The following is a 22,917-nucleotide window of genomic DNA, read 5'->3' on the forward strand; positions in this document are numbered from 1 at the left end:
TTATTATTCACACCAATAAAATGACATTTTTAATGAAAGTGATGTTTTATTGGCATTGCTCAATGGGGTGGGGTTAATTGCGGTTTATTAAACTCCTTAATCATGTTTTACCGGCTTTTTTCGGGGTGTTAATGTGGTTTTTTGTTTTATTAATTTTATTATTAATCAGAAATTTACCCGTCAAAAAATCGTCTTTTTATGATTATTATATATTTTAATTTCTAATGTGTTGATTGTGTGTATGTTTGCCTCTACAAGATTAGTGCTGCAGATAATAATCTGTGCAATTTTGTAGGTGCACTGGCTGCACTTGATGATAAAGGCAAAGCCTGTGAAAGCGGGTGACGCAAAGCTTCCAGCCTAAAGGCAATGCCTATGGCAGTGGCGCTACCACAAGTGACACAGGCTGCACATTCTGTTCGCCTGTTTGTTACTTTTCGATAGCTAATGAAAAGGGATAAATTGATGAAATTATTAAAACGAAACATGCTCGGCGCAAGCATAGCGTTGGCAATAGGCATGACCTCTGCTTCAGCAGTCGCCAATGGTAACGAGATGGTAAATCCACAAGCAGGTGTGGTTGTGGGTTACTGGCACAATTGGTGTGACGGTACCGGTTATAAGGGAGGAATTGCTCCTTGTGTAACCTTAACCGATGTTGATCCACAATATAATGTAATTGATGTGTCGTTTATGAAAGTCTATGGCGCAGTAGGCAGTATTCCGACGTTTCAGCTTGCCCCAGAAGTTGGATTGTCCGAGGCGCAGTTTATTGAGCAGATCAGTGAGTTGAACAGTCAAGGGCGCTCCGTATTAATTGCATTAGGTGGTGCGGATGCTCATATCGAGTTGAGTAACGGTCAAGAGCAAGCTCTTGCCGATGAAATTATTCGCTTAGTTGAGCAGTATGGTTTTGATGGTTTAGATATCGATTTGGAACAAGCTGCCATTACTGCTGCTGACAACCAAACTGTGATCCCTGCGGCACTGCGTATTGTTAAAGATTATTATCGTGAACAAGGTAAAAACTTTCTGATCACTATGGCGCCTGAGTTTCCATATTTAACGTCAAGTGGTAAATATGTGCCTTATATCACCGCGCTTGAGGGTTATTACGACTGGATTAACCCGCAGTTTTATAACCAAGGTGGAGATGGGATCTATATTGATGGTATAGGTTGGATTGCTCAAAACAACGATAGCCTTAAGCAAGAGTTTATCTACCATATTGCTGATGCGCTAGCGAATGGCAGTAACGGCTTTACTAAGATCCCCCATGACAAATTGGTGTTTGGTCTTCCTACAAATATTGACGCCGCAGCAACTGGCTATGTTAAAGAGCCTCAAAAATTATACTCGGCATTTGAACAGCTAAAAGCGCAAGGTCAGCCACTGCGTGGCGTGATGACTTGGTCTGTTAACTGGGATATGGGGCGAAATGCGGCGGGTCAAGCGTATAACGAATCGTTCATTAAAGCCTATGGTCCATTTATCCATGGCCAAGACATTTTGCCACCTGAGCCTGATAACGGTAAGCCAATTTTTTCTGGCCTTACTAACGCTCGCGTAAAGTTAGGCGATCAGTTTGATGCCTTAGCAGGCGTGAGAGCGAATGACATGGAAGATGGCGACTTAAGCCGTGATATCCAAGTAACAGGTTCAGTTGATACTCATACTTTGGGTTTGTATGCGCTGACTTATCGAGTCGCCGATAGCGATGGCAATTTGACTGAGCAGCTTCGTAGTGTAGAAGTGTATAACACTAGACCTGAAATTAGAGGCGTTACTAATACTACGATAGTACTTGGAACTGCGTTTAACCCTATGTCTGGTGTTAGCGCGATAGATGCAGAAGATGGTGATTTAACATCGCAAATAAGTGTTGAAGGTGAAGTGAATACTAACCTTGTTGGTGAGTACTTGTTGACTTATTCCGTTACGGATAGTGCCGCTGTACGTACTGAGGTTGTACGTAAGGTTAGCGTGAATGAGGTCGGGGCAGAATGTGAAAATACTTGGGATAGCACCCGTGTTTATCGCTATGGCGATATCGTTAATCATGTGGGTAAAATCTGGTTAGCTGGCTGGGAAACTCGAGGTGATGAACCGGGGACGACTGGCAAGTGGGGGGTATGGAGAGCGCAAGGAGATAGCGACTGTGATGGTGGCCTACCTCCAGTGGTTAAGCCAACTCTTGATGTAAGCGGGATCTCACCACGCTATGTGCTTGATCAAGGTAGTGTGACTATCGAATTTAGCGCAAGCGTTAACCAAGCTATGGTGATTGAAGCTAGCTTAGTGCAAGGTAATAGCGTATTTGCAAACACTGAGGTTAATACTGCAAACACTGCAGCATTAACCTTGTCTGCAACTGGTTTAACGGCCGGTAGCTATGAAGTTGTGGTTAATGCAACTGAGCAAGAACTGACTCGTCGCACGAGCGTTAGCTTGGTTGAGGAAGATGGCGAGGGTGGTGACTATCCAGCTTATGCAGCAGGAACCCAATACCAAGCTGGTGATGTAGTGACTAATGCTGGTGGCGTGTATGAGTGTCTACCTTGGCCAAACAGCGGTTGGTGTAGCGGCGCTGCGAGTTACTATGCACCTGGTACAGGTAGTGCTTGGCAAGATGCCTGGTTCGCACGTTAATCGTGAATGCTATGCTTGCATAGCATGAATATCTTAAAGCCTCGTCGATGTGATGGGGCTTTTTTACACAATAAATACACTGCTAATTTATTCTTTATTTATATAGGGTTAGCTTTGTGGGAAAGTGTGATCTTGGCAGCAAATCATGACAGATGGACTAGCGAAAGAGGACAGTTAATAAGAATATCTGCTGCATATATTAATTCAATAATAATAACTAAGTATGCAAGGTTCTTCTTTCAAATTAAGTCGTCGTCAATTCCTATATGCAGGTGCCGCCGCATCAAGCTTGGCCACCTTAGGGTGTAGCTCAACCTCAATCTCTACAGCGACGACCTCGGCAGCATCGACAGGGGTGATTGTTGATGACGCGATACCGTTAAACTTTAATGAAAACCCTCTTGGTCTTGCGCCAAAAGCGCAGCAAGCTGTGGCAGAGGCACTACCTAATGCCTGGCGCTATCCTGATGCCGCGCGCAGTCAATTGATGACGGCGATTGCAGAGAATATATCAGTGGCAGAGTCGCAACTTATCTATGGCAATGGCTCATCAGAAGTCTTAAAGATGGCACTGGATGCGTTGGTGCAAACTAACACTCAATTGGTGATGCCAGATCCAAGTTACGGGGTGATCATCGATTACGCCATGGCGCGTGGTGTCCCCGTCGTGAAGGTAAAGCTAGATGACAATTGGCAAACGAATATTGCCACCATGAAGGCGAAGGTCGCGGCTCACAATGGTCCTTCAATCGTGTACCTGTGTAACCCTAATAACCCGACGGGGTTGCTACTGCCTCAAAGCGAGCTTAATCAGTGGTTAGATAAGGCATCAAGCCAGCTAAGTTTTATCGTCGATGAAGCCTATGTGGAGTATGTGCAGCAAGCTGGGTTTGTGTCTGCGATTGAAAGAATCAAGCAAGGTCAGCAGCATATCGTCGTGTGCAGAACGTTTTCCAAAATCTACGCTCTTGCAGGGCTGCGTGTTGGCTATGGTGTCGCTCATAGTGAGTTAATTAAGCAGATGCAGGCTCAGGCGAGTATCGACAATGCTAATTTAATTGGCTGTGTAGCCGCTAAGGCCAGTCTTGAGAGCCCTAAATGGCTAGAGTTAAGCTTACAATCTAATAGTCAGGCTAAGGCCTTGGTGTATCAACAGTTAACTGAGCTAGGTTTAGATTATCTACCAAGCGAGACCAACTTTATCTTCCATAAGGTGAACGGTGACAGTGAGCTGTATATGCAGCGTATGGCAAAAGCTGGTATTTTGGTCGGTCGTCCATTTAACCATGGCGAAGGTTGGAACCGCCTCTCTATCGGCACCCTCGCGCAAATGCAATATTTCAGCAAGACCCTAGTAAAGTTTCGCGAATTGGGCTGGGTGTAGGTTAGGTTAGGTTACTTTTACTCTGCCAGTATTGAGCCCAGCATTACTGGCAGAGGTTTGATAAAAAACGGCTCTTCTTTAAGAGCTGCCCCTTTGGAGTTAAAGGTCAGTGAGTGATTTAAATTAAGCTATTTGTTTTACATCCAGTGACTTGGCTTAAATCAAATCTGTGCCTAATATTGAATGAGTATCTGCAACAGAGATTGTTATCTATGTCAGTTTCCTCATCCTCCTCAAGTTTTGACCATCAGTTATTTGCCCCCCATGGCATTGCCAGTAATATCACTGAGCTTATCGGCAATACCGATCTACTTAGGATTAACAGCCTGAGTGAGCTAAGCGGTTGTGAGATCTTACTTAAGTGTGAACAGCAAAACCCCGGTGGCTCGATTAAAGATCGTGCCGCCCTGCAGATGGTTCAAGATGCCATTGCGAGTGGCAAGTTAACTCCTGGTATGACAATCGTCGAAGGCACAGCAGGTAACACGGGGATTGGTCTAGCTCTGGTGGCTAAGGCTATGGGGTTCAAGATGTTAGTTGTGATGCCAAGGGGGCAGGCGCGTGAGAAAGAACAGATGGTCTTGCTTTATGATGCCGAGCTTAAGCTGGTGGACGCCTGCCCGTTTGCCAACCCAGATCATTTTTATCATACGGCTAAGCGCCTCGGTGCAGAGAATGAGAATTACTGGTGGGCCGATCAATTTGAAAATACCAGTAACAGCAAGGCCCACTTTAGCCATACAGGGCCAGAGATCTGGCGTCAGACTCAAGGTAAAATCGATGCATTGGTGTCGGTTGCTGGCACTGGTGGCACCATCGCGGGTAACTCCCGCTTTCTATCGACTAAGAATAGACAATTGCAAACTTGGCTGGTGGATCCCGATGGTTCAGGGATTTATAACTACTTAAAAACTGGCGAATATGTTGCTAGTGGAAGTTCCTTTACCGAAGGGATAGGTATTATGCGAAGCGTCGAAAACTTTCGCCAGGCGAAGATCGATAAAGCCATTACCTTGCCCGATGTCGATTTAGTGGCCATCGCACGTCATGTAAGAGAGCATGATGGAATAGTGCTCGGAAGCAGTGCGGCGCTCAACGTTGCTGGCGCCCTTTATGCGGCGGCTAAGATGGGCAGAAGAAAAACCATAGTGACCTTTTATTGCGATCTTCCTGAGCGTTCTTCATCGAAGCTTTATAATGAGCAATTTCTCAGCGAGAAAGGTTTCAGTGGTGAGAGCGAATCAGCTCTAGCCATGTTTACTCGTTATCAAGAGCAGTCGTTATCCGCCGTAGTGGAGGTGCGAGGCTAATCGGATATACTCGTAATCGGTTTAGATTGAGAGCTGAGTTTTATTTTCATTGCCTCTTTATTGATTATTAGCCTATGGCATTAGATAGTTCACTAAAGTAGTTTTTAGCGTTTTACCCTTAAGCGAGCAATGTTTGGCTTTTGCGGATCTTGAACTGTAGGCATAAAGTCGATGAAGAGTGTTCCATGTGTTGAGTTTAGAGCGCCTAACATTCAAAAAGCTGGTGTAGAGATCTTAGATTTAGAGGATTTCTATACCAAGTTATCTAAGTGTAATTTTTGTCCATCAAAGCCTCATCGGATTAATTACTTCTGCTTTATTTATATTACAGAAGGGGAAGGCGGTCACTTTGTGGATTTTAAATATCATCCTTTTAAACGGGGAAGCTTTATTTTTGTCAACAAACACCAAGTGCATGCTTTTGATCTGAAGAGTCGCCCTAAAGGTAAGATGATCAATATTACCGAAGACTTCTTAAATGCTATTTTAACCAATATTCGCATCCCTTTTTTTACTCCTACCCACTTGGTGAGTTCACAGCAGCCACTTTTGAGCCTAAGCTCCGCCTTGGTTGATACTTGTGACAGTTTGCTGCTTGAGATCAATAAGGCTCAGGAAAGGGAAGTGGAATCACAGTTACTCGTGCAGCTGTTGTTTTCGTCACTGTTGGTGGCCTTGGCAGCTGAGCGCAAAACGGACGCTCAGCATCTTAGCGAAACTCAGGCGTTACGTTTTCAACAGTTCTTATTGCTTATTGAGAGTAATGCTGCGCATACCCGTGAGGCGTCAGACTATGCCGAGATGCTGCATATCTCTTATAAATCGTTGAACCAAATGTGTAAGCAAGCCAGTGGTCAAACTGCCAAGCAGTTAATTGATGCCCATGCCATTCTTGAGATAAAGCGTCGGCTAATGATTGGCAGCGCTAAAATTCAAGAAATTGCTTATGAGTTAGGTTTCGATGATGTGACCTATTTCGTGAAGTTTTTTAAGCGTCACACCCAACTGACGCCTTCTCAATTCAAAGACAGTTCAGTCACCCCTGTCCCTTAACTCTTATCCTTACTTAGTTTGGGCATATAGTGAACTTGAAGTGCTAAGCGATAAATAGCTGTTGAGTTCACATTGTCGTTACTAGGTACGAAAAACACCATTTTTGGGATGAAAAATCCATTACGCCAGTGTCGTTAATTGACTATTTTCTGTTTTGTAAAATTTAGATAAAAGAAACTTAAGTTTGTAATCAATTTTGTTCATGTCTTCAATTTGGCATGAGGGCCTTTTGCGACTTTTTGAAATGTAAGGTGTTGGTTTTAAGTTTATTTTTATCTTTATTTTTAGAAGAGTTATTTCTGCTTCCGGAAGCTGTGATGACTTTTGAACAGTGAAAAACATAACAAATTAAATAAAAGTGCAATGATAGTTTTGCAGGGAATATCATGATGAACAATTTAACCGCTTGCTATAAAAGAGTGTTACTCGCGAGTATGGCCACCTTATTGGTCGCCTGTGGCTCTGACAATGATGATGCCGTGACGCCTCCAACAAGTGATAATAATCCGCCAGTTGCCCAACCAACAACGGCAACAGCCATTGTTGGCACTCCGGTAATGGTCGATGCCATTGCTAACGATACCGATCCTGATGGCGATGCGCTAACGCTAACAGTTGTGGAGTTAACCGAAGGTTCAGGCACTGGGGTCATTAAAGACAACCAATTGCTGTTTACTCCAGAACAGCCTGGCACTGTTGTGTTTAGTTACACGGTTGCCGACCCGCAAGGTGCGACTGATGATTCAACCGTGACAATTAAGGTCTCTGCAGCAACTGAGACGGGTCACTTTGTGGGAACACAAACCTGTTTAACCTGCCATACAGATAAAGCGACCTTCTTAGAAACAGGCCATAACTTTAAGCTAAGCAAGATTGAAAACGGTGAGGCACCACAGTTCCCGTTCTCATCGTTAGAGGGTTCGGTCGAGTTGCTGTATGGCGCAGACAATAGCGCAGGCACGCCGAATAGTTGGGATGAAGTGAGCTATGTGATCGGTGGTTATTACCGCACCGCCATGTATCTTGATAGTAATGGTTATATTCTGTCGGGGACTGGAGTGCGTGCGATATTACCTGAAAATGGTGAGGACTTTACCATCGACCATATCTCTGGTTATGCGCCTGGTGGTGAGCCTGATTCACATCCATTTGATTGTGGCCACTGCCATACAACGGGTTGGAAAGATTACACTCCAGACTCGCCTTTGAACCCAAATCACCAAGATGGTCTTGAAGGTATCGAAGGTACATTTGAGATGACGGGGATTCAGTGTGAAGCCTGTCATGGCGCTGGAAGTAAGCATATTCAGAGCCAGTCGGCTGATGATATTGACCGCATTGCAAAGGGCCGTTATACCTCTGACTTACTGCAAGCGGATATGGCTTTTGGCAAAGCGATTACCTGTGCTGAGTGCCACAGTAAAAAGACCAATCGTAAGTTCCCAACCTTTATCAGCGAGCACAACCAAGACTTTGGCGGAGACAGCATCGGTGGCAGAACTATCCCTTATGATATTGGTGGTCGAGTGGCGGGGGATGCGCTCTTAGGAATGGATGCAAATACGGGCGAGATCACGGGTAAGAAGCATGATATGGCCTGTCATACCTGTCATAACCCACATCAATCTAAGATCAACGATGATCAACCTGGTCATGAAAATGCCATGGTCAAGCAGTGCGTCGATTGTCACTATGATAAGCCGTTCACGCCAGAGCTAGAGGTTCACAGCTTTGTCGCTAAGTGTGAGACTTGCCATATGCCAAAGGATAAGCATTTCTTTAGAATTAACTTAGACTACCCAGCTTCTAGTCCTGAAAACTTCTCTAAAGATGGCAAATATGTTCAGCCTTGGAATACCTCTAAAGACAGTTGCTCAGGCTGTCATAAAGTAGATTATGACGAACGTGCCGCTCTAATTAAAAAGATGCATCAGTAATTTAGTCATTAAACAAGAAAGCCCCGTTAAGGGGCTTTCTTGTTTTCATTCCTAGCCTCTCGATTCCGATAGGGGCTTACCTTCATGTTTGCACAGTCTCCAATATCTTCAATGAGCATTCAGCAGATTGAGCTTTTTGTGTTTACCATTGGATTCTCAGGGGGAGCCATCCATTTAGGTGTAACCAGCATCGTAATAAGTTTGCATCTCTTGTTGCTGACAGGTTGTGGATTTGTGTTGTATGCGATTGTTTTATCTTATCTATTCTCTTTTTCACCAGCTATTTAGTGATATTCAATCATGATTTTTAAAAGTGTAGCTTGTGTCGTAGATTTTACATCGACTAACGGTATACTCCACGCTCTAAAACCCTGCCTAAACGGCTCTAAAGTCGTGAGATTTTTTTGATGAGGTTGTAAGTGAAATTAAAGTTCGCTTCTATTTTGAGCAAAGGCCCACTGGTGGTGCTTTTCTTTTTCTGGGTGTTCGCATCTCAAGTCATGGCAAGGGATTTAGCCGAGGTAAAAGCTGAAGGGGTGTTGCGCCACCTAGGAGTACCCTATGCAAACTTCGTTTCTCAGTACTCAGAAGGCAATAAGGTCACTCATAGCGGTCTCGATATTGAGCTAATGCAAGACTTCGCTCGTCACCTCGGAGTTGAATATCAGTTTATTCCCGCCACATGGACAACCGTTTTTGGCATGCTGACCGGGCGTAATGGCCAGTTCATTAATAATAGAGTCGTTTATGGCGAACCTGAGCCGATAATCGGCGATGTGATTGCTAATGGTTTTACGGTTTTAGATTGGCGTGAGGAGATTGTAGCTTTCTCCGATGATTACTTTCCCTCTGCGGTTTGGCTAGTTGCGCGCACTGAATCGGAGCTGAACCCAATTAACCCCAGTGGTTCTGAATTGGATGATGTTTTAACCGTGAAGGAGATGCTGAGCCAGCGCGATATTATCGCTATGAAGCAATCTTGTCTCGATCCCGATCTGTATGAGCTGTACGAAACCCAAGCCAATGTTATTTTACCCGCTAAGCAGTTGCAGTTGAACGAAATGGTGCCATTTCTACTTAGTGTTGAAGCCGAAGCAACATTACTAGATGTTGCTGATTCACTGATAGCGATAGATAAATGGCCAAATGAGATTAAGATTATTGGTCCCATCTCCGAAGAGCAGAGAATGGCGGTTGGTTTTCGCAAAGATTCGCCACAGCTTCGACAAGCCTTCAACCAGTATTTGAAACAGATCCGCGCAGACGGCAGCTATAACGAGTTAGTGAAGAAGCATTACCCTACAGTATTTCATTACTATCAAGACTATTTTGATAAAGCGGCATTAGATGCCAAAAAGTAACATGAAACAGTTCAAATGGTTTAACAGCAAAACCGCTATCATCATTGCCGGTATCTTACTGAGTGCCTATTTAATTCTTATTTTGACTGTCACCAATTTGGGCCAGAGTCGATTAAAAGAGTCACAAAATAGTGCGCTTAATCTAAGAGTTAGTAATTACACTGAAAACTTAAGTTTTTTCATCAGTGCCAGTGAAAAGAATATTACTAACCTGAGCATGAAACGGGACGTTAGTACCTATTTCTCTAATTTAGCCGCTGGTATGTCGTTGCAGTATGGCTTAGGTTCTAGCCTATTTAACCTAACTCGAACCATAGATAACTTTACTCAGTCGAATAAGATGGATGGTCAGCTTATTTACTCTCGGGTGATGATAGTGGGGGTAGGCCAAAGTGTCATTGTCGATACTCAGCCAGATAGTGCTTTTGATATCAACCAACTACCTTTTAAGGAGATGGAGACCCTTAGTCATAAGATCTTGGTCGTTTCTGGTGAGGATGGGCCTGAAATTCATTTGCTGCAGACTATTTATCATCAGAATAAGCCCGTAGCGATTTTAGTGGCGAGCCTAAATACAGATCTGCTGATCCGTATGTTGTCGACACAAGAACACCACGATAGCGGCAGTTGCTTAACCTTAGTGACGCCAGTTGGAGACATTGTTGTGTGGAACTCACTCAACGGTTGTGTCTCAGACCGCGAACTTGGCACCACGAGCTACTATAGTGAAACCTCAAGGATCATCTACTTTGAGAAGCAGGTTGTTTCGACACCTTTTTTCTTAGAGAGTTGGTTTGAGCCTGTCAGTGAGCAAGATATTTTTACATCGGCTTGGTTTATTGCCGCAATCTCCCTTTTGGCACTGCCAGTATTTATGGGGTTGATCTACTTGATGCGGATCAATAATGCTAACCTAGTGCTGCAAACCCAAGTTGAGCTATCTTCTGAGCAACAGCAGAAGTTGGCAATGCAAAACACCCAACTCCATGAAGAGATCACTAAGCGTAAGGCGTCGGAAAGCAAGCTTGCTTATCAAGCGACCCATGATGAATTGACCAATCTGGCTAATCGTACCCATGGTATGGCTCGTTTGCAGGAAGCGATTCGTGCGGCGCATGCGACACAGACACAAATTCTGTTGTTGTTTATCGATTTAGACAACTTTAAGCAAGTTAATGATACAGAAGGACACCACGCAGGGGATCTGTTATTAAAGCAAACTAGCGAGCGCCTGCTTAGGTCTGTACGGAGTACAGATATCGTGGCACGTTTAGGTGGTGATGAGTTCTTGGTTATCGTGCCCGATATTCAACACCAAGACTCAGCCAAGCTGGTCGCTAGTAGTATTCTATCTGTGTTTGAAAAACCGTTTCATATTGAACAACAAGAGTTTTTTGTTTCGACCAGTATTGGTATGTCTATTTATCCTAAAGATGGCAACAATGCTGCGACGCTGCTAAAGCGTGCCGATACCGCACTATATAGCGTCAAGGATATGGGCCGAAATGGATTTAGTTTTTATGATGAGAGTATGAACCTTGATGTGCAGCGAAACTTTGCTCTCAATGTTCGTTTGCATCAGGCCATTCAGCAAGGTGATATCGAGATCTACTATCAACCGATACTGGATTTGAACAGTCGTAAAATTGTCGCAGCCGAAGCCTTAATGCGCTGGACAGATAGTGAGCTTGGTTTTGTCTCGCCTGAGGACTTTATTCCGCTTGCGGAGAAAAATGGCCTTATCCATCGACTCGGTGACATAGTATTGCTTGAGGCGTGCACCCAGGCTGCAGCATGGCAGGCAATTAGTCCTATTAAGATTGCAATTAACTTCTCTAGTGTTCAGTTTAGATATTGCGAGCAGTTGCAGTCGCGTATCGTTGATATATTGCTACAGACTGGTCTGCCTGCGAGTCAGCTGGATATGGAGGTGACCGAGAGCTTGTTGATAGAGCAAGATAACGCCCTGATGAAGATGCTTTCTTATCTTAAGCAGCTAGGTATTGGTTTATCTATCGATGATTTCGGCACTGGTTATTCGGCGCTCAGTTACTTACAGAAGTTTTCATTTACTAAGCTAAAAATTGATCGGGCATTTATTAATAATATGACTACCTGTTCATCGGATGCATCCTTGGTATCGGCGATATTGGCGATGGCGAAGTCGTTACAGCTTAAAGTGGTTGCCGAGGGGATCGAAACTGAGCAGCAAGCGACTTTTTTACAGCAGCGTAGTTGTGAGTATGGTCAAGGCTACCTCTTTAGTCGCCCAGTCCCAGCGGCTGAGTTTACTCGTCTGCTATTGCGGCAGCAGCATAATATTGGCTTGGTTGAAAGAGTAGAGCGGGCCGGCTAAGTCATGGGCGATAGGTATCGCTCCTCTCCTTGTAGGCTCAATTTTGTGATAAAAAAAACGGCCCGATTTGTTATTTTTAACAATAACAAACGGGCCGTTTTCTATATATGGGTTATCTCATTTCGCGATGCAGTTGCTTCATCGCCTTAACCAAGCCTTTAACGTCATCGTTATCGTGGAAAAGGTGAGTCGAAATACGCAGAGAGTAGGTCTTAACTGTGTCATATGGATCTAAATTAAAAGAGGTGGTTCTAACGATATAGCCATACTCTTCGTGTAAACGGTCACGGAACTCGGTGAGTAGTTCACCATCATTTAGATCATCGAATGGGTTGAAGGAGGTTAGGCCACTCGATAGCTCGCGAATATTAGGGGCGAAGATCATCGCATCTGGGAACTTCTTGGCAAGCTCCTTCTTACAAAGGGCGCTTAAGTCTAGAATGCGCTCTTCAATTGCATCACGTCCAATCTGATCCCAAAGCGCACAACAATCAGCTAATGCACGCTTAGCTGGGTAGTTATCTTGACCAATCGATTGTAATCTCGCTTGCACTGCTGTAGCTGTTGATGAGCTATTGATAAACCATAGTGGTGTTTCGCGATCGCTCCAGAACTCGAATAGACGGTTAGCGTTGTCACGTACATAAAGGAAGCCTGTAGCACCTGGGCCACATTGCCACTTATGGCCAGCTCCTGAGTAGAAGTCACAGTCGATATCATGGAAATCAAGGTTGAACATACCTGGTGTATGTGCGCCATCAACCATAGTGACGATACCATTTGGAATAGCGACCTCTTGGCAGATGCGCTTAGCAGGCAAGGTGGTGCCAGTGGTGAAAGTCACGTGCGAGAAAACCATCAAACGTACGCGGTTGCCATATAGGTTGACTGCATCATTAAAGACTTGCACGAAGTCATCTGCACTTACTTCACTGTTTGGCGTATATACAGGTAGCGCCAACTCGATCACTTCGGCGCCATAGCGCTGTGCGACATGCTTTAGTGGTGTTGTAACACCTGGGTGCTCATGGTTAGTGGTTAAGATAACATCGCCATATTCAAACTGCAGGCCGTTGATAATGGTACATAAACCATCGGTAGTATTACGGCTTAGCACGAGTTCATGCTCATCGGCACCAAAGCTTGGTGCGATCTGCTTAGCATAATTTATGGTTGGAACATTGCTATTCCAAGGGTTGATCGAGATCTGCTCGTTGGTGCGGTTATAGTCTTTTAATACGCGTTTTGGCATGGTGCCAGAGGTACCGATGTTCATGTAAGTGGTGCGCTTATTTAGAATAAATTCATTACGGACTTTATTCCAAAAACCATGCTCAGACCCATGACCATGGAAAGGTTCAATATGATTATCACTGCTCGCGTGTGCAGTGGCTGGGAGTAAGCTTGTTCCGACTGCTGCAAGGGCAACGCCTGTTGTCGTTTTTAAAAAACCTCGACGTCCTGCGTTGGCTAAGCTTGCTTCAGAGATTTTGGTCATGGGGTTTTCCTTGTTATATTTTCTAATAAAAATAAATGCTTATATATTTTGTTTATCTTTATTGCTTGTTAGTGTTTAAGGCGTGTTGTTTATGGGGGATTATATAGGCTTAGACTGGTTAAAGATGTGATTTTACCCACACTTGCTGTTAGCGTTTAGTGATAAAAACCCTTATTTATCAATGGTAAAGTCATTATTTTGACGCTTTGTGTTGCATTTTTGTTGTTTTGGTTTTTTATTGGGCAAAAGTTACTCTTTTATGTTTTTACTCCCAAAGAAGCTGGAAATATATTTTTAAACACAACTCATTTTTGCCCACAACTAAGAGTAAAATAGTGAGCAGGCGCATAAGCGCATAATGAGAGAGTGAGACCATGATTATTTTTACCACCAACTTAGGTGATATCGAGATAGAGTTGGATTTGGAAAAGGCGCCTGTTAGCGCTAAGAACTTTATCAAGTACTGCCAAGAAGGCTTTTATGAAGGCACGATTTTTCACCGAGTCATAAAAGGCTTTATGATCCAAGGTGGTGGTTTTACTGTCGAGATGGAAGAGAAGCCGACTCGAGCTGCAATTGTCAATGAGGCTAACCGTGGCCTTAAGAATGTTCGTGGCAGCATTGCTATGGCGCGTACCGATGCACCGCATTCGGCAACAGGGCAGTTCTTTATTAACTTGGCCGATAATAGCTTTTTAGATCATACCGCAACGACCAACGCTGGTTGGGGTTACGCCGTATTCGGTCAAGTGACTAAAGGTATGGACGTGGTGACAAAGATAGGCCGTGCTAAAACGACTTCTAAAGGTGACCATGATGATGTGCCAAGAGAGGCGATTATCATTGAGAAAGTGACCATCAATCAGTAATCGATTGTGTACTCTGAGATAATAAAAAGCGCCTTAAGGCGCTTTTTTATTATCAGTTTATTTAGCGTTTCACTGCCGTCTGGATCTTATAGATACGGTAGCTTATCGCCAGCGCAATACAGATGGCGGCGGGGGCCAGCAGGGCAAAGAATTGCAGCTTAGCAAAAAGGTAAGCCCCCAGTGCGCCGCCAGAGATAAAGCCCGCGATGATCAAGATAAACAGTATGGCTTTACGCTTATCAAATTTCTCGCCTTTAAACACGCCGCCTAGCATGATGCCGAGGTCGGTGAAAATTCCCGTAACATGAGTGGTACGTACAATCGCTCCGCTATAGGTGGTTGCCAGTGCGTTTTGTAGGCCGCAAGCCGCCGATGCCATGTAGTGACCGTAATAGGTGCCATCTTGCAGTAGATAGATAGCAAACAGCAGAAAGCCCGCCTCGATAAGTAGCAAGGTGTCGTAATGACGTCCCAGTTTGACACTGCTGCCGGAGAGAAATGCGCCCGAAAGTGCCGCGCCTAGCATAAAGCTGACTAAGATCCCTAGTAGATGGAACAAGACTGTGGGCGATGAGCTTAATAGCTGAGTGCCGACCAAGGTTGCCGTGCCAGATAAGTGGGAGACCGATTGGTGCTCGAAACCCAGCAGGCCGATGGCATTCACGCTACCCGCGGTAAAAGCCAGAATAAACGCGCCATACTCAACCCATTTAGGAAGTCTAGAAATCACGGTATTGCCTTAGTTGCCCTCCAATCAACCGCGCAATTTGAGAGCAGTAAAGTAGGTGGACTATTGAGTCTTGAAATTAGGGAAATGTGGACGTTAAATCCGCAAGACGTACGCTTTTGGACTAAGGTTCATATTTTGCCAATTATCAACATACTAAACTGCAGTATAGATCGCAAAAGTACTGTGAATGCTAGGCAAAACAGAGGTTGTTCGTATTAGAAACAGCATGAGCTCCCCAGTTTATACTGATGGAGCCTAAGACTGGTTTTGTGAGCGGTTGGCAATGCTGCTATTGAGTCTAAAGCGTCAAGCATCACTAAGAAAATTAGTGATGCTTGATCTTTGCTAGCTTAACTTTTTTTAAGGCTTAACAGCACACTGGTTAGTGCGCAACAAAGTAGAACTTGCGCTAAGTTGTGATTTAATGCCGCTAGAGATAATCCTCCACCTAATATCAGGTAATAGATCAAACCAAATAATGCGCCAGCAGTGCCCGCCGCATCTTTATAATTGACCAATGCCTGACTGAGAATATTGGGGATGGCGATACCAAAGCCGATGACGACAAGCATCATTGGCAGCAAAAATAACAGATTAGATTGGCTCAGGTACACGCCGATAGCGCCAATTAGAGCGGCAATACAAGCCAATGAGAGTAATGCCTCCCCTTGCCAACCTTTGCTGATTAAATGCTTATTTGTGGCACTACCTATTAGCACTCCAATGGCGAGTACAATACCGCTTGCTCCAAACTGGTTCTGGTTTAGGCCAAGCTGAGTAAACATAAATGGTGCCAGCGAGTAATAGCCAAAAAGCATCAGGTTAAAGCTGGCAACCAAGATAGCGTTACGCCATATCATAGTGTCTTTTCCCATCTTTATCGCGAGTACTCTCAAGGAGGTGGGCTTACCTCTTTTACTTTGGGTTTCCGGTAGTCGCCAAACACATAACAACAGTAGAGTAATAGCCAGTAATCCTAGGGCTAGAAATACACCACTATGGCCCGATAGACTGGCAAGCAAGCCACCTAAGATAAGACCTAGCGCTGGGCTAATCCCAATTCCCATGCCCATAATTGAAAATACCTTGCCAAGCTCAGGCCCTTGAAAGCAATCGCGTAGCATCGTTTGGGTCACAATTGAGCCTACTGCAGCGCCAAATGCACTCAAGCTTCGCGCCAGTAGTAGATATTCAAACTCTTGGCTGTTGATAGCGATAATTGAGCCCACGGCGTAGCTCATCAAACCCAGTAACATACTGGGCTTACGGCCAATAATATCGGCTAAACGTCCCCAAATGATGACCCCTAGAGCAAATGCAATAAAGTAGATCGATAGCGTTTGTGAGGCTGCCTGCTGACTGACATTAAAGGCGGTCGCAATATCGGGTAGTACTGGGCTGTAGATGGTCTCGACGATTTGTGGAAACATCATCAAGCTGGTGATTAACCAGATCTCGGGTCTTTTATTCATGGTAATTCCGTAATGTTTAATGCTGTAGCTAAATTGCGGGAAGGAGTATAGCGACCCGAGAAAAGGTCGATTACAATAATAAAGACTAAAAACATCTGAAATCGGACAAGGTGAGCTATGGCTATTATCGATCATAACCAGCGCTTTAATGCTGATAAGATCACTGCCGCTGTCGTCGGGATCGCTGCCGATGTGGGGCAGCATGATTCGGGGATGCACCAACATAAAAAAGCACAGCTTTTGTATGCGCCGCGGGGATGTATGTCGATAACCTTATGCCAATCGGAGGGGGACAAACGTCAATGTGTACTGCCGCCCACTAAGGCCGCGTGGATCCCTGCTGGCGTAGAGCACTGCGCCAAGATGCGAAATGTGGTGGCATACCGTTCAATCTATTTTGATATTGAGGCTTTTCCCGAGCTGCCTCACTCAGTGAAGTTACTTGGGGTTAACCCGCTACTTGCTGCCTTGATTGAGCGAATGGCAATGTGGCCATGGGATATGCCGAGTCAGCAGCAGGCGGCGCTTATAGCCCTATTTTCCGAGGAGCTTAATTCGGCGGAAGAGCTCAAGCTATCGCTTCCTATACCTATAGATAAACGCTTACAAGGCTGGCTTAATCTGCTGCAGATTGGGCAGCGTCAAGCTGAGCAACTTAAGCTGATGGCGGCTGAGATTGGTGCCAGTGAGAAGACGATTTCGCGGATTTTTACTAAAGAAACGGGAATGAGCTATCAAGCTTGGCGGCAGCAGTGGCGATTGCAGGCCGCAATAGAGCGTTTAGCCGAGGGGAGTAGCGTATCTAGGGTGGCATTTTCATTGGGCTTTGCGAGCGACAGTGCCTTTATTAGCTTTTTTAAGCAGCATCTTGGTAATACGCCAAGTCAGTACTTTAGGGCGGGTTCAGCAGCACTGTAGGCAGTTGCGCTAGGTTAAACCACACCTGCGCGACTCAAACGTGCCACCTTAACCCCTTTTAATGCGGCGATTCGATTCACAATGGCATTAAGCTCAGCCGCTTGTCCCTTGATGATAATCGTCTCTAGGCAGTTGTGATGATCCACATGCACATGTGTGCTACACATTACATGCACTAAATGGTTATGTTGGATATCGATTAGTTTCTCACTCAGGCCCCGTTGGTGGTGATCAAAAATCAGTGTCAGTACCCCAACGACATCCTCCTTACTCTCGTTCCATTGCTTATCGACGAGACGATCGCGAAACAGGTCGCGAATGTATTCGGAGCGAGACTGGTAGCCTCGCTGCAATAGGTCTTGTTCTATCTCATCAAACTGAGATTGTGGCATCGAAACAGTGAAGCGAATGGTGTCGTTAGACATAGCTAAATTCCTAAAAACTTAATTACTTTGAGTATCTTATAGATGTAAACAAGATGCACCCTTATAAAAGTGATCTAGGTCAATGATGCAGTATTTAGTCTTTGGAATAAGCTGTTTTACTGAACAATTGGGTGTAGTGTTACGATTCGAAAAATAGTATTACTCAATGGATTGTGGATGTTATTGTGAAGCCGTTAATTCTATTAGTTCTCTCTCTTTTGCCCTTTGCTAGTCTCGCAAACACAGACAGGGTGTTAACCCTTGCCTTGGGAGCCGAGCCGGAAACGGGGTTTGATCCTATCTATGGCTGGGGGAAGTACAATCGTCCGCTATTTCAATCGACCCTGATTAAACGCGATAATGCCCTTGAACTGGTGAGTGATCTCGCCCTGCAGTGGCGCCTTAGCGAGGATCGCTTGAGCTGGCTAGTGGATTTACGCGATGGGGTGAAGTTTAGTGATGGCAGCGCGTTAACTGCAGCGGATGTGAAGTTTAGCTTCGATACCGCGAAGAACAGCGCCTCGCTACATGACTTAACCAATTTGGAGCGGGTTGAGATCTTAGATGACCACAGCTTACGATTCTATCTTAAGCAGGCCGATATCACCTTTATCGATAACCTAGTCAACCTCGCTATCGTGCCTAAGGCTAGTTATAACGCAGCCTACGGCCTCAATCCTATCGGTTCAGGTCCACTGGCCTTCGTGCGTTGGGATCGAAATCAGCAGCTTATCATGCAGCCCAATCCATACTATTACGGCCAAAAACCGGCTTTTTCTAAGATAGTAGTGACCTTTAGCGATGAAGATAGTCGCTATGCAAGACTGCGTTCTGGCCAGTTAGATCTTGCTGCTATCGCGCCTCGTTACGCCAAGATATTACCGCCGGGCTACAAGCTATGGAGCATAGATAGCGTGGATAACCGCGGTATCGCCTGGCCCATGGTTCCTGTTCAAGGTAGCGGCATAGGTAATGATGTCACTTCGGATTCTGTCATTCGCCAAGCTATTGATATGGCAGTTGAACGCCAGATTTTAGTACAGCAGTTATTAGACGGTTTCGCGACTCCAGCCTATTCGATAGCCGATGGCTTACCTTGGGGGCCTCAGCAGATCTCGTCAAATAAGCCCGATCTTGATGCCGCCAAGCGTTTACTCGAACAAAATGGCTGGCAGCTTAAAGCTGGGCTACGCCATAAGGGGGACACTGTGGCTAGCATGACGCTCTATTATTTAGCGGGTGATACGGTTCGCCAACAGCTGGCATTGGCCGTCGCGCAGATGGTTAAGCCATTAGGCATAGAGATTAAGCCCGTAGGCAAAAGCTGGGAGGCGATCTATCTGCAGATGCATAGTCAGCCAGTGCTGCTAGGCTTTGGTAGTCATAGTGCCACGGAAGTGAGGGCGGTTTATCACAGTGCCAGTCGTGGCAAAGGTTATTTCAATTCCGGCTACTATAGCAACCCGCAGGTCGATAAGGCGCTAGACAATGCGCAGGCCGCGGCATCATGGTCTGAGTCATTGCCATTCTGGCAGCAGGCGCAAACCTTGATCGCGGCAGATCGCCCCTGGACTTGGTTAGTTAACTTACAGCATCTCTATGCGGCTAATGAATGCTTAGATCTTAGTGAACCAGGCATAGAGGCTCATGGGCATGGTTGGCCTCTTGCAAACAATATTGAGCAGTGGCGTTGGCAGTGTCCTGATCGATGAAAAAGCTATCGCATTCGGTATTACAGGTTAGCCTAAGACTGGTGCTACTGCTGATCTTAGTTATTGTGTTCGCCTATCTACTGCTTAGTTGGTCGCCACTGGATCCGATCAATGCCTATCTTGGTGGCAATGTTTTTGCGGTCTCAGAGGCTCAAAAGTCCCTACTAGAGAGTCAGTTGGCGCTGGATCAAGGTGTTGGTCAGCGTTTGCTGCACTGGCTTGGTGGCTTGATGCAGGGGGACTTAGGCTACTCTAGTCTCTATCAACAACCTGTATCGAAGGTGATTGCCGAGCGCTTGCCGATCTCGCTGCTACTGATTGCGCTTAGCTGGATCTGCTCGTTAGTTTTCGGTTACCTGCTGGGACTAACTGCGGCTGTTTATCGTGGCGGTTGGTTAGATCGCATCATTCAAAAGTTCGCTTGGCTAATGGTCTGCATGCCATCGTTCTGGCTGGCTATGCTGTTAATTAGCCTGTTCTCTATCGCGCTAAGCCTAACACCGGTGTGCTGTGCGGCACCGATAGGCATGACGTTTACCGAGCAGTCGTTAGCTAGCATGTTGCAACACCTGTTACTGCCGGTTGTGACACTAACGGCGGTGAGTATGGCACCGATCATGCTGCATACCCGCGAGAAGGTGATTGATGTATTGCTGTCAGATTATGTGCAGTACTCATTAGCCCATGGTGATGGCCTATCTAAAGTGGTGCTGTTTCATGTGATCCGTAATAGCCTGTTGCCGGCGATTATTCTGCAATTTGCCACCGTTGCCGAGCTGTTTGGCGGCTCGCTGATCGCTGAAAGCGTGTTTAGCTTTCCTGGGGTTGGGGCGAGCATCGTTAAGGCCGGTTTGGCCAGTGATATGGGGTTGCTGATGGGCTGTACCCTTATCTCGGCGCTACTCGTCTTTGGTGGTAACTTGATAGCCAGCTTGCTGTCGCGCCGCTTCATGCTCGAGGCGAAAGATGCATAGCACATTACGTAAGCCAAGCTTTATTTTCGCATCCGCCAGTCTATTGCTGTTGGTGCTGTTCGCTTTTTTATGGCCATTTCAGGGGGCAGAGCTCAACCTGCTGCATAAGTATCAAGCTCCCTCAATGGCGTATCTGTTTGGCACCGACTGGTTAGGGCGAGATCTGTTTAGCCGCAGCATACAAGCGCTGGCACAGAGCATCTATGTGGGGGGGCTCGCGGTGCTGATGAGTAGTGTGTTAGCGCTGACGATGGCGATGTTCGCCATGTTGCATCCATGCTGCCGTTGGCTGGTGGACTTGCTGGTGGATCTGTTTATGTCACTGCCTCACCTGCTGCTACTGATCCTGCTTTCTTTGGCCTTTGGCGGGGCCGAATGGGGCTTAGTGATTGCCATCGCACTGAGCCACTGGCCTAAGCTTACGCGGTTATTGCGGTTTGAGATGCAGCAAGTGCAGTCGACCCCCTATTATCGGCTGGCGGAGCAGTTTGGCTGTTCTCCATGGCAACGGCTTAAAACCCATATGTTGCCGCATATTTTGCCTCAGTGGTGGGTTGGTGGGTTACTCCTGTTTCCCCATGCCTTAACCCATATGGCGGCTCTCACTTTTTTAGGGTTTGGCTTAAATCCTGATAGCCCCTCTATGGGGGCCCTGCTGGCTCAAGCGAGCCAATATGTACTTACCGGACATTGGTGGCTAGGTGTGTGCCCCGGGCTGTTACTGCTTATCTGCTTACTGCTGATGTCTTATATTGCTCAGCAGTTGTTGGTGGCGCTGCGTCAGGGGCCGCAGACCCATCTAAAAGGAGTCGTGTCATGTTGAGTGTCGATAAACTCAGTATTCAATCGAACGATATCAGTCTGTTATCCCCCTTAAGTTTCTCGATTGCGAAGGGCGAAGTATTCGCAGTGGTTGGAGCCAGTGGCAGTGGCAAGAGTCTATTGGCACAAGCATTACTCGGTCAGGTACCGAGTGGCTTTAGCTTAAGCGGTCAGGTGCTCCATAGCTGTGGTGATAGGCGAGTATTGGCGGCGCAGTCTGCTTCGGTACTCGATCCTTTAAGGCGCATTTCATCGCAATTAAGCTATGCCTTGAGTCGAGTGCCTAAGGGTGCTAAACGCAAGAGGCCTTTTCCACTGGCGGCTGATATTACCCGTTGTTATCGTCATCAGCTGTCGGGTGGCATGGCTAAACGAGCATTACTGGCACAGGCCTGTTGGCAGGCGAGTGAGATCATGATTGCCGATGAGCCATGTTGTGGCTTAGATAGTCAGGCAGCAGAATCCATCTATCAGCATCTGGCTTATTTGGCTCGTAGTGAGAATGTGGCAGTGATGGTGATAAGTCATAATTTAAGGCAGCTGCTTACTGTGGCAGACCGCATCTTGGTGTTGCGTGACGGTAAGCTGGTTGAGATCACCACCAGTGCCAATATTCGTAGCGGTGCCTGCGACAGCTATACACAAAGTCTTTGGGCTGCGTTACCGGAGCATTGGGGGGTAATAAATGCTAATGCTGCGTAATGGCAGTCTTCGGCGGCATAATCAAAGCATTCAGTTTCCCGATCTCAGTTTGCAGCATGGTGAGGTTGTGGGGATCTCAGGTCCTAGCGGTGTCGGGAAGTCATCGTTAGCGAGTGTGCTTGCGGGAATGGTTACTGCCGATGTCGAGCTGCTTGAACTGCCTGCAAAGCAAGTTAATCAAGCCAACCCTGTGCAGTGGCTTATCCAGCAGAGTGAGTTCGCCTTTAACCCTCGACTGACATTAGCGGCCTCGTTAAATGAGAGCTGGAAAGGCGATGGTTATCTGCCTATGTTGCAGGAATATGGTTTACAGGCATCTTGGTTAGCGAGGCGACCAAGTCAGTTATCTGGCGGCCAGCTGCAGCGCTTTAATTTGATCCGTGCGCTGGTGCCGACCACTGAGTATTTGATCTGTGATGAAGTAACTGCACATCTGGATATGGTGACCCAAGCCGAATTTTGGCAACAGCTGCTAGCTTGTGCGAATCGCCGCAATATAGGCTTGTTAGTGATCTCCCATGATGAGTATCTGCTCAAGGCTATCTGTCAGCGGGTAATTAACTGGCCGCAGGCTTAATTAAGTTCACATTCCTTCCTAATCGTTAGCATTACCGAGCAATACGCTTACAACTTTGGCTGGCACTTATGTAGTCGGCGCTTTTTTAACTAACAGTTATTTAGGCACGGTGAATATTTTTGAGTGTGATTCTCACCTCAGTTTGCTCGCAAAATATCACCAATAATA

Annotated in this window: 18 protein-coding genes and 1 riboswitch; of the genes, 14 read left to right on the forward strand and 4 right to left on the reverse strand. The window is 45.9% G+C overall.

Annotation, left to right across the window (positions count from 1 at the left end):
- Positions 1–311 precede the first annotated feature (311 nt).
- Positions 312–395: riboswitch (cyclic di-GMP riboswitch) on the forward strand.
- Positions 396–465: 70 nt separating this feature from the next.
- From K5Q92_RS24455 to K5Q92_RS12705, 7 genes are all read left to right on the forward strand, one after another.
- Entirely contained in the window at positions 466–2,649 is a 2,184-nt protein-coding gene (locus K5Q92_RS24455; protein ID WP_220769366.1) for an immunoglobulin-like domain-containing protein, read from the forward strand.
- A gap of 223 nt (positions 2,650–2,872) precedes the next feature.
- Positions 2,873–4,033, forward strand: coding sequence for a histidinol-phosphate transaminase (locus tag K5Q92_RS12680; protein ID WP_220769367.1), 1,161 nt, complete (start codon positions 2,873–2,875; stop codon positions 4,031–4,033).
- Positions 4,034–4,245: 212 nt separating this feature from the next.
- Entirely contained in the window at positions 4,246–5,343 is a 1,098-nt protein-coding gene (locus K5Q92_RS12685) for a cysteine synthase A (protein ID WP_220769368.1), read from the forward strand.
- A 171-nt stretch (positions 5,344–5,514) separates the two neighbouring features.
- Positions 5,515–6,396 (forward strand): helix-turn-helix domain-containing protein, encoded by an 882-nt coding sequence (locus K5Q92_RS12690; RefSeq protein ID WP_220769369.1) that lies wholly within the window; start codon positions 5,515–5,517, stop codon positions 6,394–6,396.
- A gap of 386 nt (positions 6,397–6,782) precedes the next feature.
- Positions 6,783–8,333, forward strand: coding sequence for an Ig-like domain-containing protein (locus tag K5Q92_RS12695; protein ID WP_220769370.1), 1,551 nt, complete (start codon positions 6,783–6,785; stop codon positions 8,331–8,333).
- Positions 8,334–8,752: 419 nt separating this feature from the next.
- The gene (locus K5Q92_RS12700) at positions 8,753–9,694 is read left to right on the forward strand and encodes a transporter substrate-binding domain-containing protein (protein ID WP_259649567.1); all 942 of its coding nucleotides are present in this window, start codon (positions 8,753–8,755) and stop codon (positions 9,692–9,694) included.
- Positions 9,681–12,050, forward strand: coding sequence for a bifunctional diguanylate cyclase/phosphodiesterase (locus K5Q92_RS12705; protein WP_259649568.1), 2,370 nt, complete (start codon positions 9,681–9,683; stop codon positions 12,048–12,050). The genes K5Q92_RS12700 and K5Q92_RS12705 overlap by 14 nt, the downstream gene beginning before the upstream one ends.
- Positions 12,051–12,162: 112 nt before the next feature.
- Here K5Q92_RS12705 and K5Q92_RS12710 read toward each other — a convergent pair whose 3' ends face one another.
- Positions 12,163–13,548, reverse strand: coding sequence for an aminotransferase class V-fold PLP-dependent enzyme (locus tag K5Q92_RS12710; protein ID WP_220769371.1), 1,386 nt, complete (start codon positions 13,546–13,548; stop codon positions 12,163–12,165).
- Positions 13,549–13,922: 374 nt separating this feature from the next.
- On the opposite strand from K5Q92_RS12710, the gene K5Q92_RS12715 reads away from it, so the two are divergent.
- Positions 13,923–14,417: a peptidylprolyl isomerase gene (locus K5Q92_RS12715; protein WP_220769372.1), complete on the forward strand. Its 495-nt coding sequence runs from the start codon at positions 13,923–13,925 to the stop codon at positions 14,415–14,417.
- Between the two features lie 61 nt (positions 14,418–14,478).
- Here K5Q92_RS12715 and K5Q92_RS12720 read toward each other — a convergent pair whose 3' ends face one another.
- Positions 14,479–15,147 (reverse strand): YoaK family protein, encoded by a 669-nt coding sequence (locus tag K5Q92_RS12720; protein ID WP_220769373.1) that lies wholly within the window; start codon positions 15,145–15,147, stop codon positions 14,479–14,481.
- A 350-nt stretch (positions 15,148–15,497) separates the two neighbouring features.
- Positions 15,498–16,619, reverse strand: a complete 1,122-nt coding sequence (locus tag K5Q92_RS12725; RefSeq protein WP_220769374.1) for a multidrug effflux MFS transporter — start codon at positions 16,617–16,619, stop codon at positions 15,498–15,500.
- Between the two features lie 117 nt (positions 16,620–16,736).
- Between K5Q92_RS12725 and K5Q92_RS12730 the strand changes: the two genes are divergently transcribed.
- The gene (locus K5Q92_RS12730) at positions 16,737–17,537 is read left to right on the forward strand and encodes a helix-turn-helix transcriptional regulator (RefSeq protein WP_220769375.1); all 801 of its coding nucleotides are present in this window, start codon (positions 16,737–16,739) and stop codon (positions 17,535–17,537) included.
- A 14-nt stretch (positions 17,538–17,551) separates the two neighbouring features.
- On the opposite strand, the gene nikR is transcribed toward K5Q92_RS12730, so the two are convergent.
- Positions 17,552–17,962, reverse strand: a complete 411-nt coding sequence (nikR, locus tag K5Q92_RS12735; RefSeq protein WP_220769376.1) for a nickel-responsive transcriptional regulator NikR — start codon at positions 17,960–17,962, stop codon at positions 17,552–17,554.
- Positions 17,963–18,147: 185 nt separating this feature from the next.
- Here nikR and K5Q92_RS12740 point away from each other — a divergent pair, with 185 nt between their 5' ends.
- From K5Q92_RS12740 to K5Q92_RS12760, 5 genes are read left to right on the forward strand one after another with little or no spacing between them, the layout of a single operon-like run.
- Positions 18,148–19,674, forward strand: coding sequence for an ABC transporter substrate-binding protein (locus K5Q92_RS12740; protein ID WP_220769377.1), 1,527 nt, complete (start codon positions 18,148–18,150; stop codon positions 19,672–19,674).
- Positions 19,671–20,648, forward strand: coding sequence for an ABC transporter permease (locus tag K5Q92_RS12745; RefSeq protein ID WP_220769378.1), 978 nt, complete (start codon positions 19,671–19,673; stop codon positions 20,646–20,648). The genes K5Q92_RS12740 and K5Q92_RS12745 overlap by 4 nt, the downstream gene beginning before the upstream one ends.
- Entirely contained in the window at positions 20,641–21,471 is an 831-nt protein-coding gene (locus K5Q92_RS12750) for an ABC transporter permease (RefSeq protein WP_220769379.1), read from the forward strand. The genes K5Q92_RS12745 and K5Q92_RS12750 overlap by 8 nt, the downstream gene beginning before the upstream one ends.
- On the forward strand, positions 21,465–22,172 hold the full coding sequence (locus tag K5Q92_RS12755) for an ATP-binding cassette domain-containing protein (protein ID WP_220769380.1): 708 nt from the start codon (positions 21,465–21,467) through the stop codon (positions 22,170–22,172). The genes K5Q92_RS12750 and K5Q92_RS12755 overlap by 7 nt, the downstream gene beginning before the upstream one ends.
- The gene (locus tag K5Q92_RS12760) at positions 22,156–22,749 is read left to right on the forward strand and encodes an ATP-binding cassette domain-containing protein (RefSeq protein ID WP_220769381.1); all 594 of its coding nucleotides are present in this window, start codon (positions 22,156–22,158) and stop codon (positions 22,747–22,749) included. Before K5Q92_RS12755 ends, K5Q92_RS12760 begins: the two co-directional genes overlap by 17 nt.
- The last annotated feature ends 168 nt before the right edge of the window (positions 22,750–22,917 follow it).

The organism is Shewanella sp. MBTL60-007 (assembly GCF_019654915.1).
Taxonomy (GTDB): Bacteria; Pseudomonadota; Gammaproteobacteria; order Enterobacterales; family Shewanellaceae; genus Shewanella.

Coding starts and splice junctions, on each gene's coding strand:
- K5Q92_RS24455 (WP_220769366.1), top strand. CDS start 466: ATGAAATTATTAAAACGAAACATGCTCGGCGCAAGCATAGCGTTGGCA.
- K5Q92_RS12680 (WP_220769367.1), top strand. CDS start 2,873: ATGCAAGGTTCTTCTTTCAAATTAAGTCGTCGTCAATTCCTATATGCA.
- K5Q92_RS12685 (WP_220769368.1), top strand. CDS start 4,246: ATGTCAGTTTCCTCATCCTCCTCAAGTTTTGACCATCAGTTATTTGCC.
- K5Q92_RS12690 (WP_220769369.1), top strand. CDS start 5,515: ATGAAGAGTGTTCCATGTGTTGAGTTTAGAGCGCCTAACATTCAAAAA.
- K5Q92_RS12695 (WP_220769370.1), top strand. CDS start 6,783: ATGATGAACAATTTAACCGCTTGCTATAAAAGAGTGTTACTCGCGAGT.
- K5Q92_RS12705 (WP_259649568.1), top strand. CDS start 9,681: ATGCCAAAAAGTAACATGAAACAGTTCAAATGGTTTAACAGCAAAACC.
- K5Q92_RS12710 (WP_220769371.1), bottom strand. CDS start 13,548: ATGACCAAAATCTCTGAAGCAAGCTTAGCCAACGCAGGACGTCGAGGT.
- K5Q92_RS12715 (WP_220769372.1), top strand. CDS start 13,923: ATGATTATTTTTACCACCAACTTAGGTGATATCGAGATAGAGTTGGAT.
- K5Q92_RS12725 (WP_220769374.1), bottom strand. CDS start 16,619: ATGAATAAAAGACCCGAGATCTGGTTAATCACCAGCTTGATGATGTTT.
- K5Q92_RS12730 (WP_220769375.1), top strand. CDS start 16,737: ATGGCTATTATCGATCATAACCAGCGCTTTAATGCTGATAAGATCACT.
- nikR (WP_220769376.1), bottom strand. CDS start 17,962: ATGTCTAACGACACCATTCGCTTCACTGTTTCGATGCCACAATCTCAG.
- K5Q92_RS12745 (WP_220769378.1), top strand. CDS start 19,671: ATGAAAAAGCTATCGCATTCGGTATTACAGGTTAGCCTAAGACTGGTG.
- K5Q92_RS12750 (WP_220769379.1), top strand. CDS start 20,641: ATGCATAGCACATTACGTAAGCCAAGCTTTATTTTCGCATCCGCCAGT.
- K5Q92_RS12755 (WP_220769380.1), top strand. CDS start 21,465: ATGTTGAGTGTCGATAAACTCAGTATTCAATCGAACGATATCAGTCTG.
- K5Q92_RS12760 (WP_220769381.1), top strand. CDS start 22,156: ATGCTAATGCTGCGTAATGGCAGTCTTCGGCGGCATAATCAAAGCATT.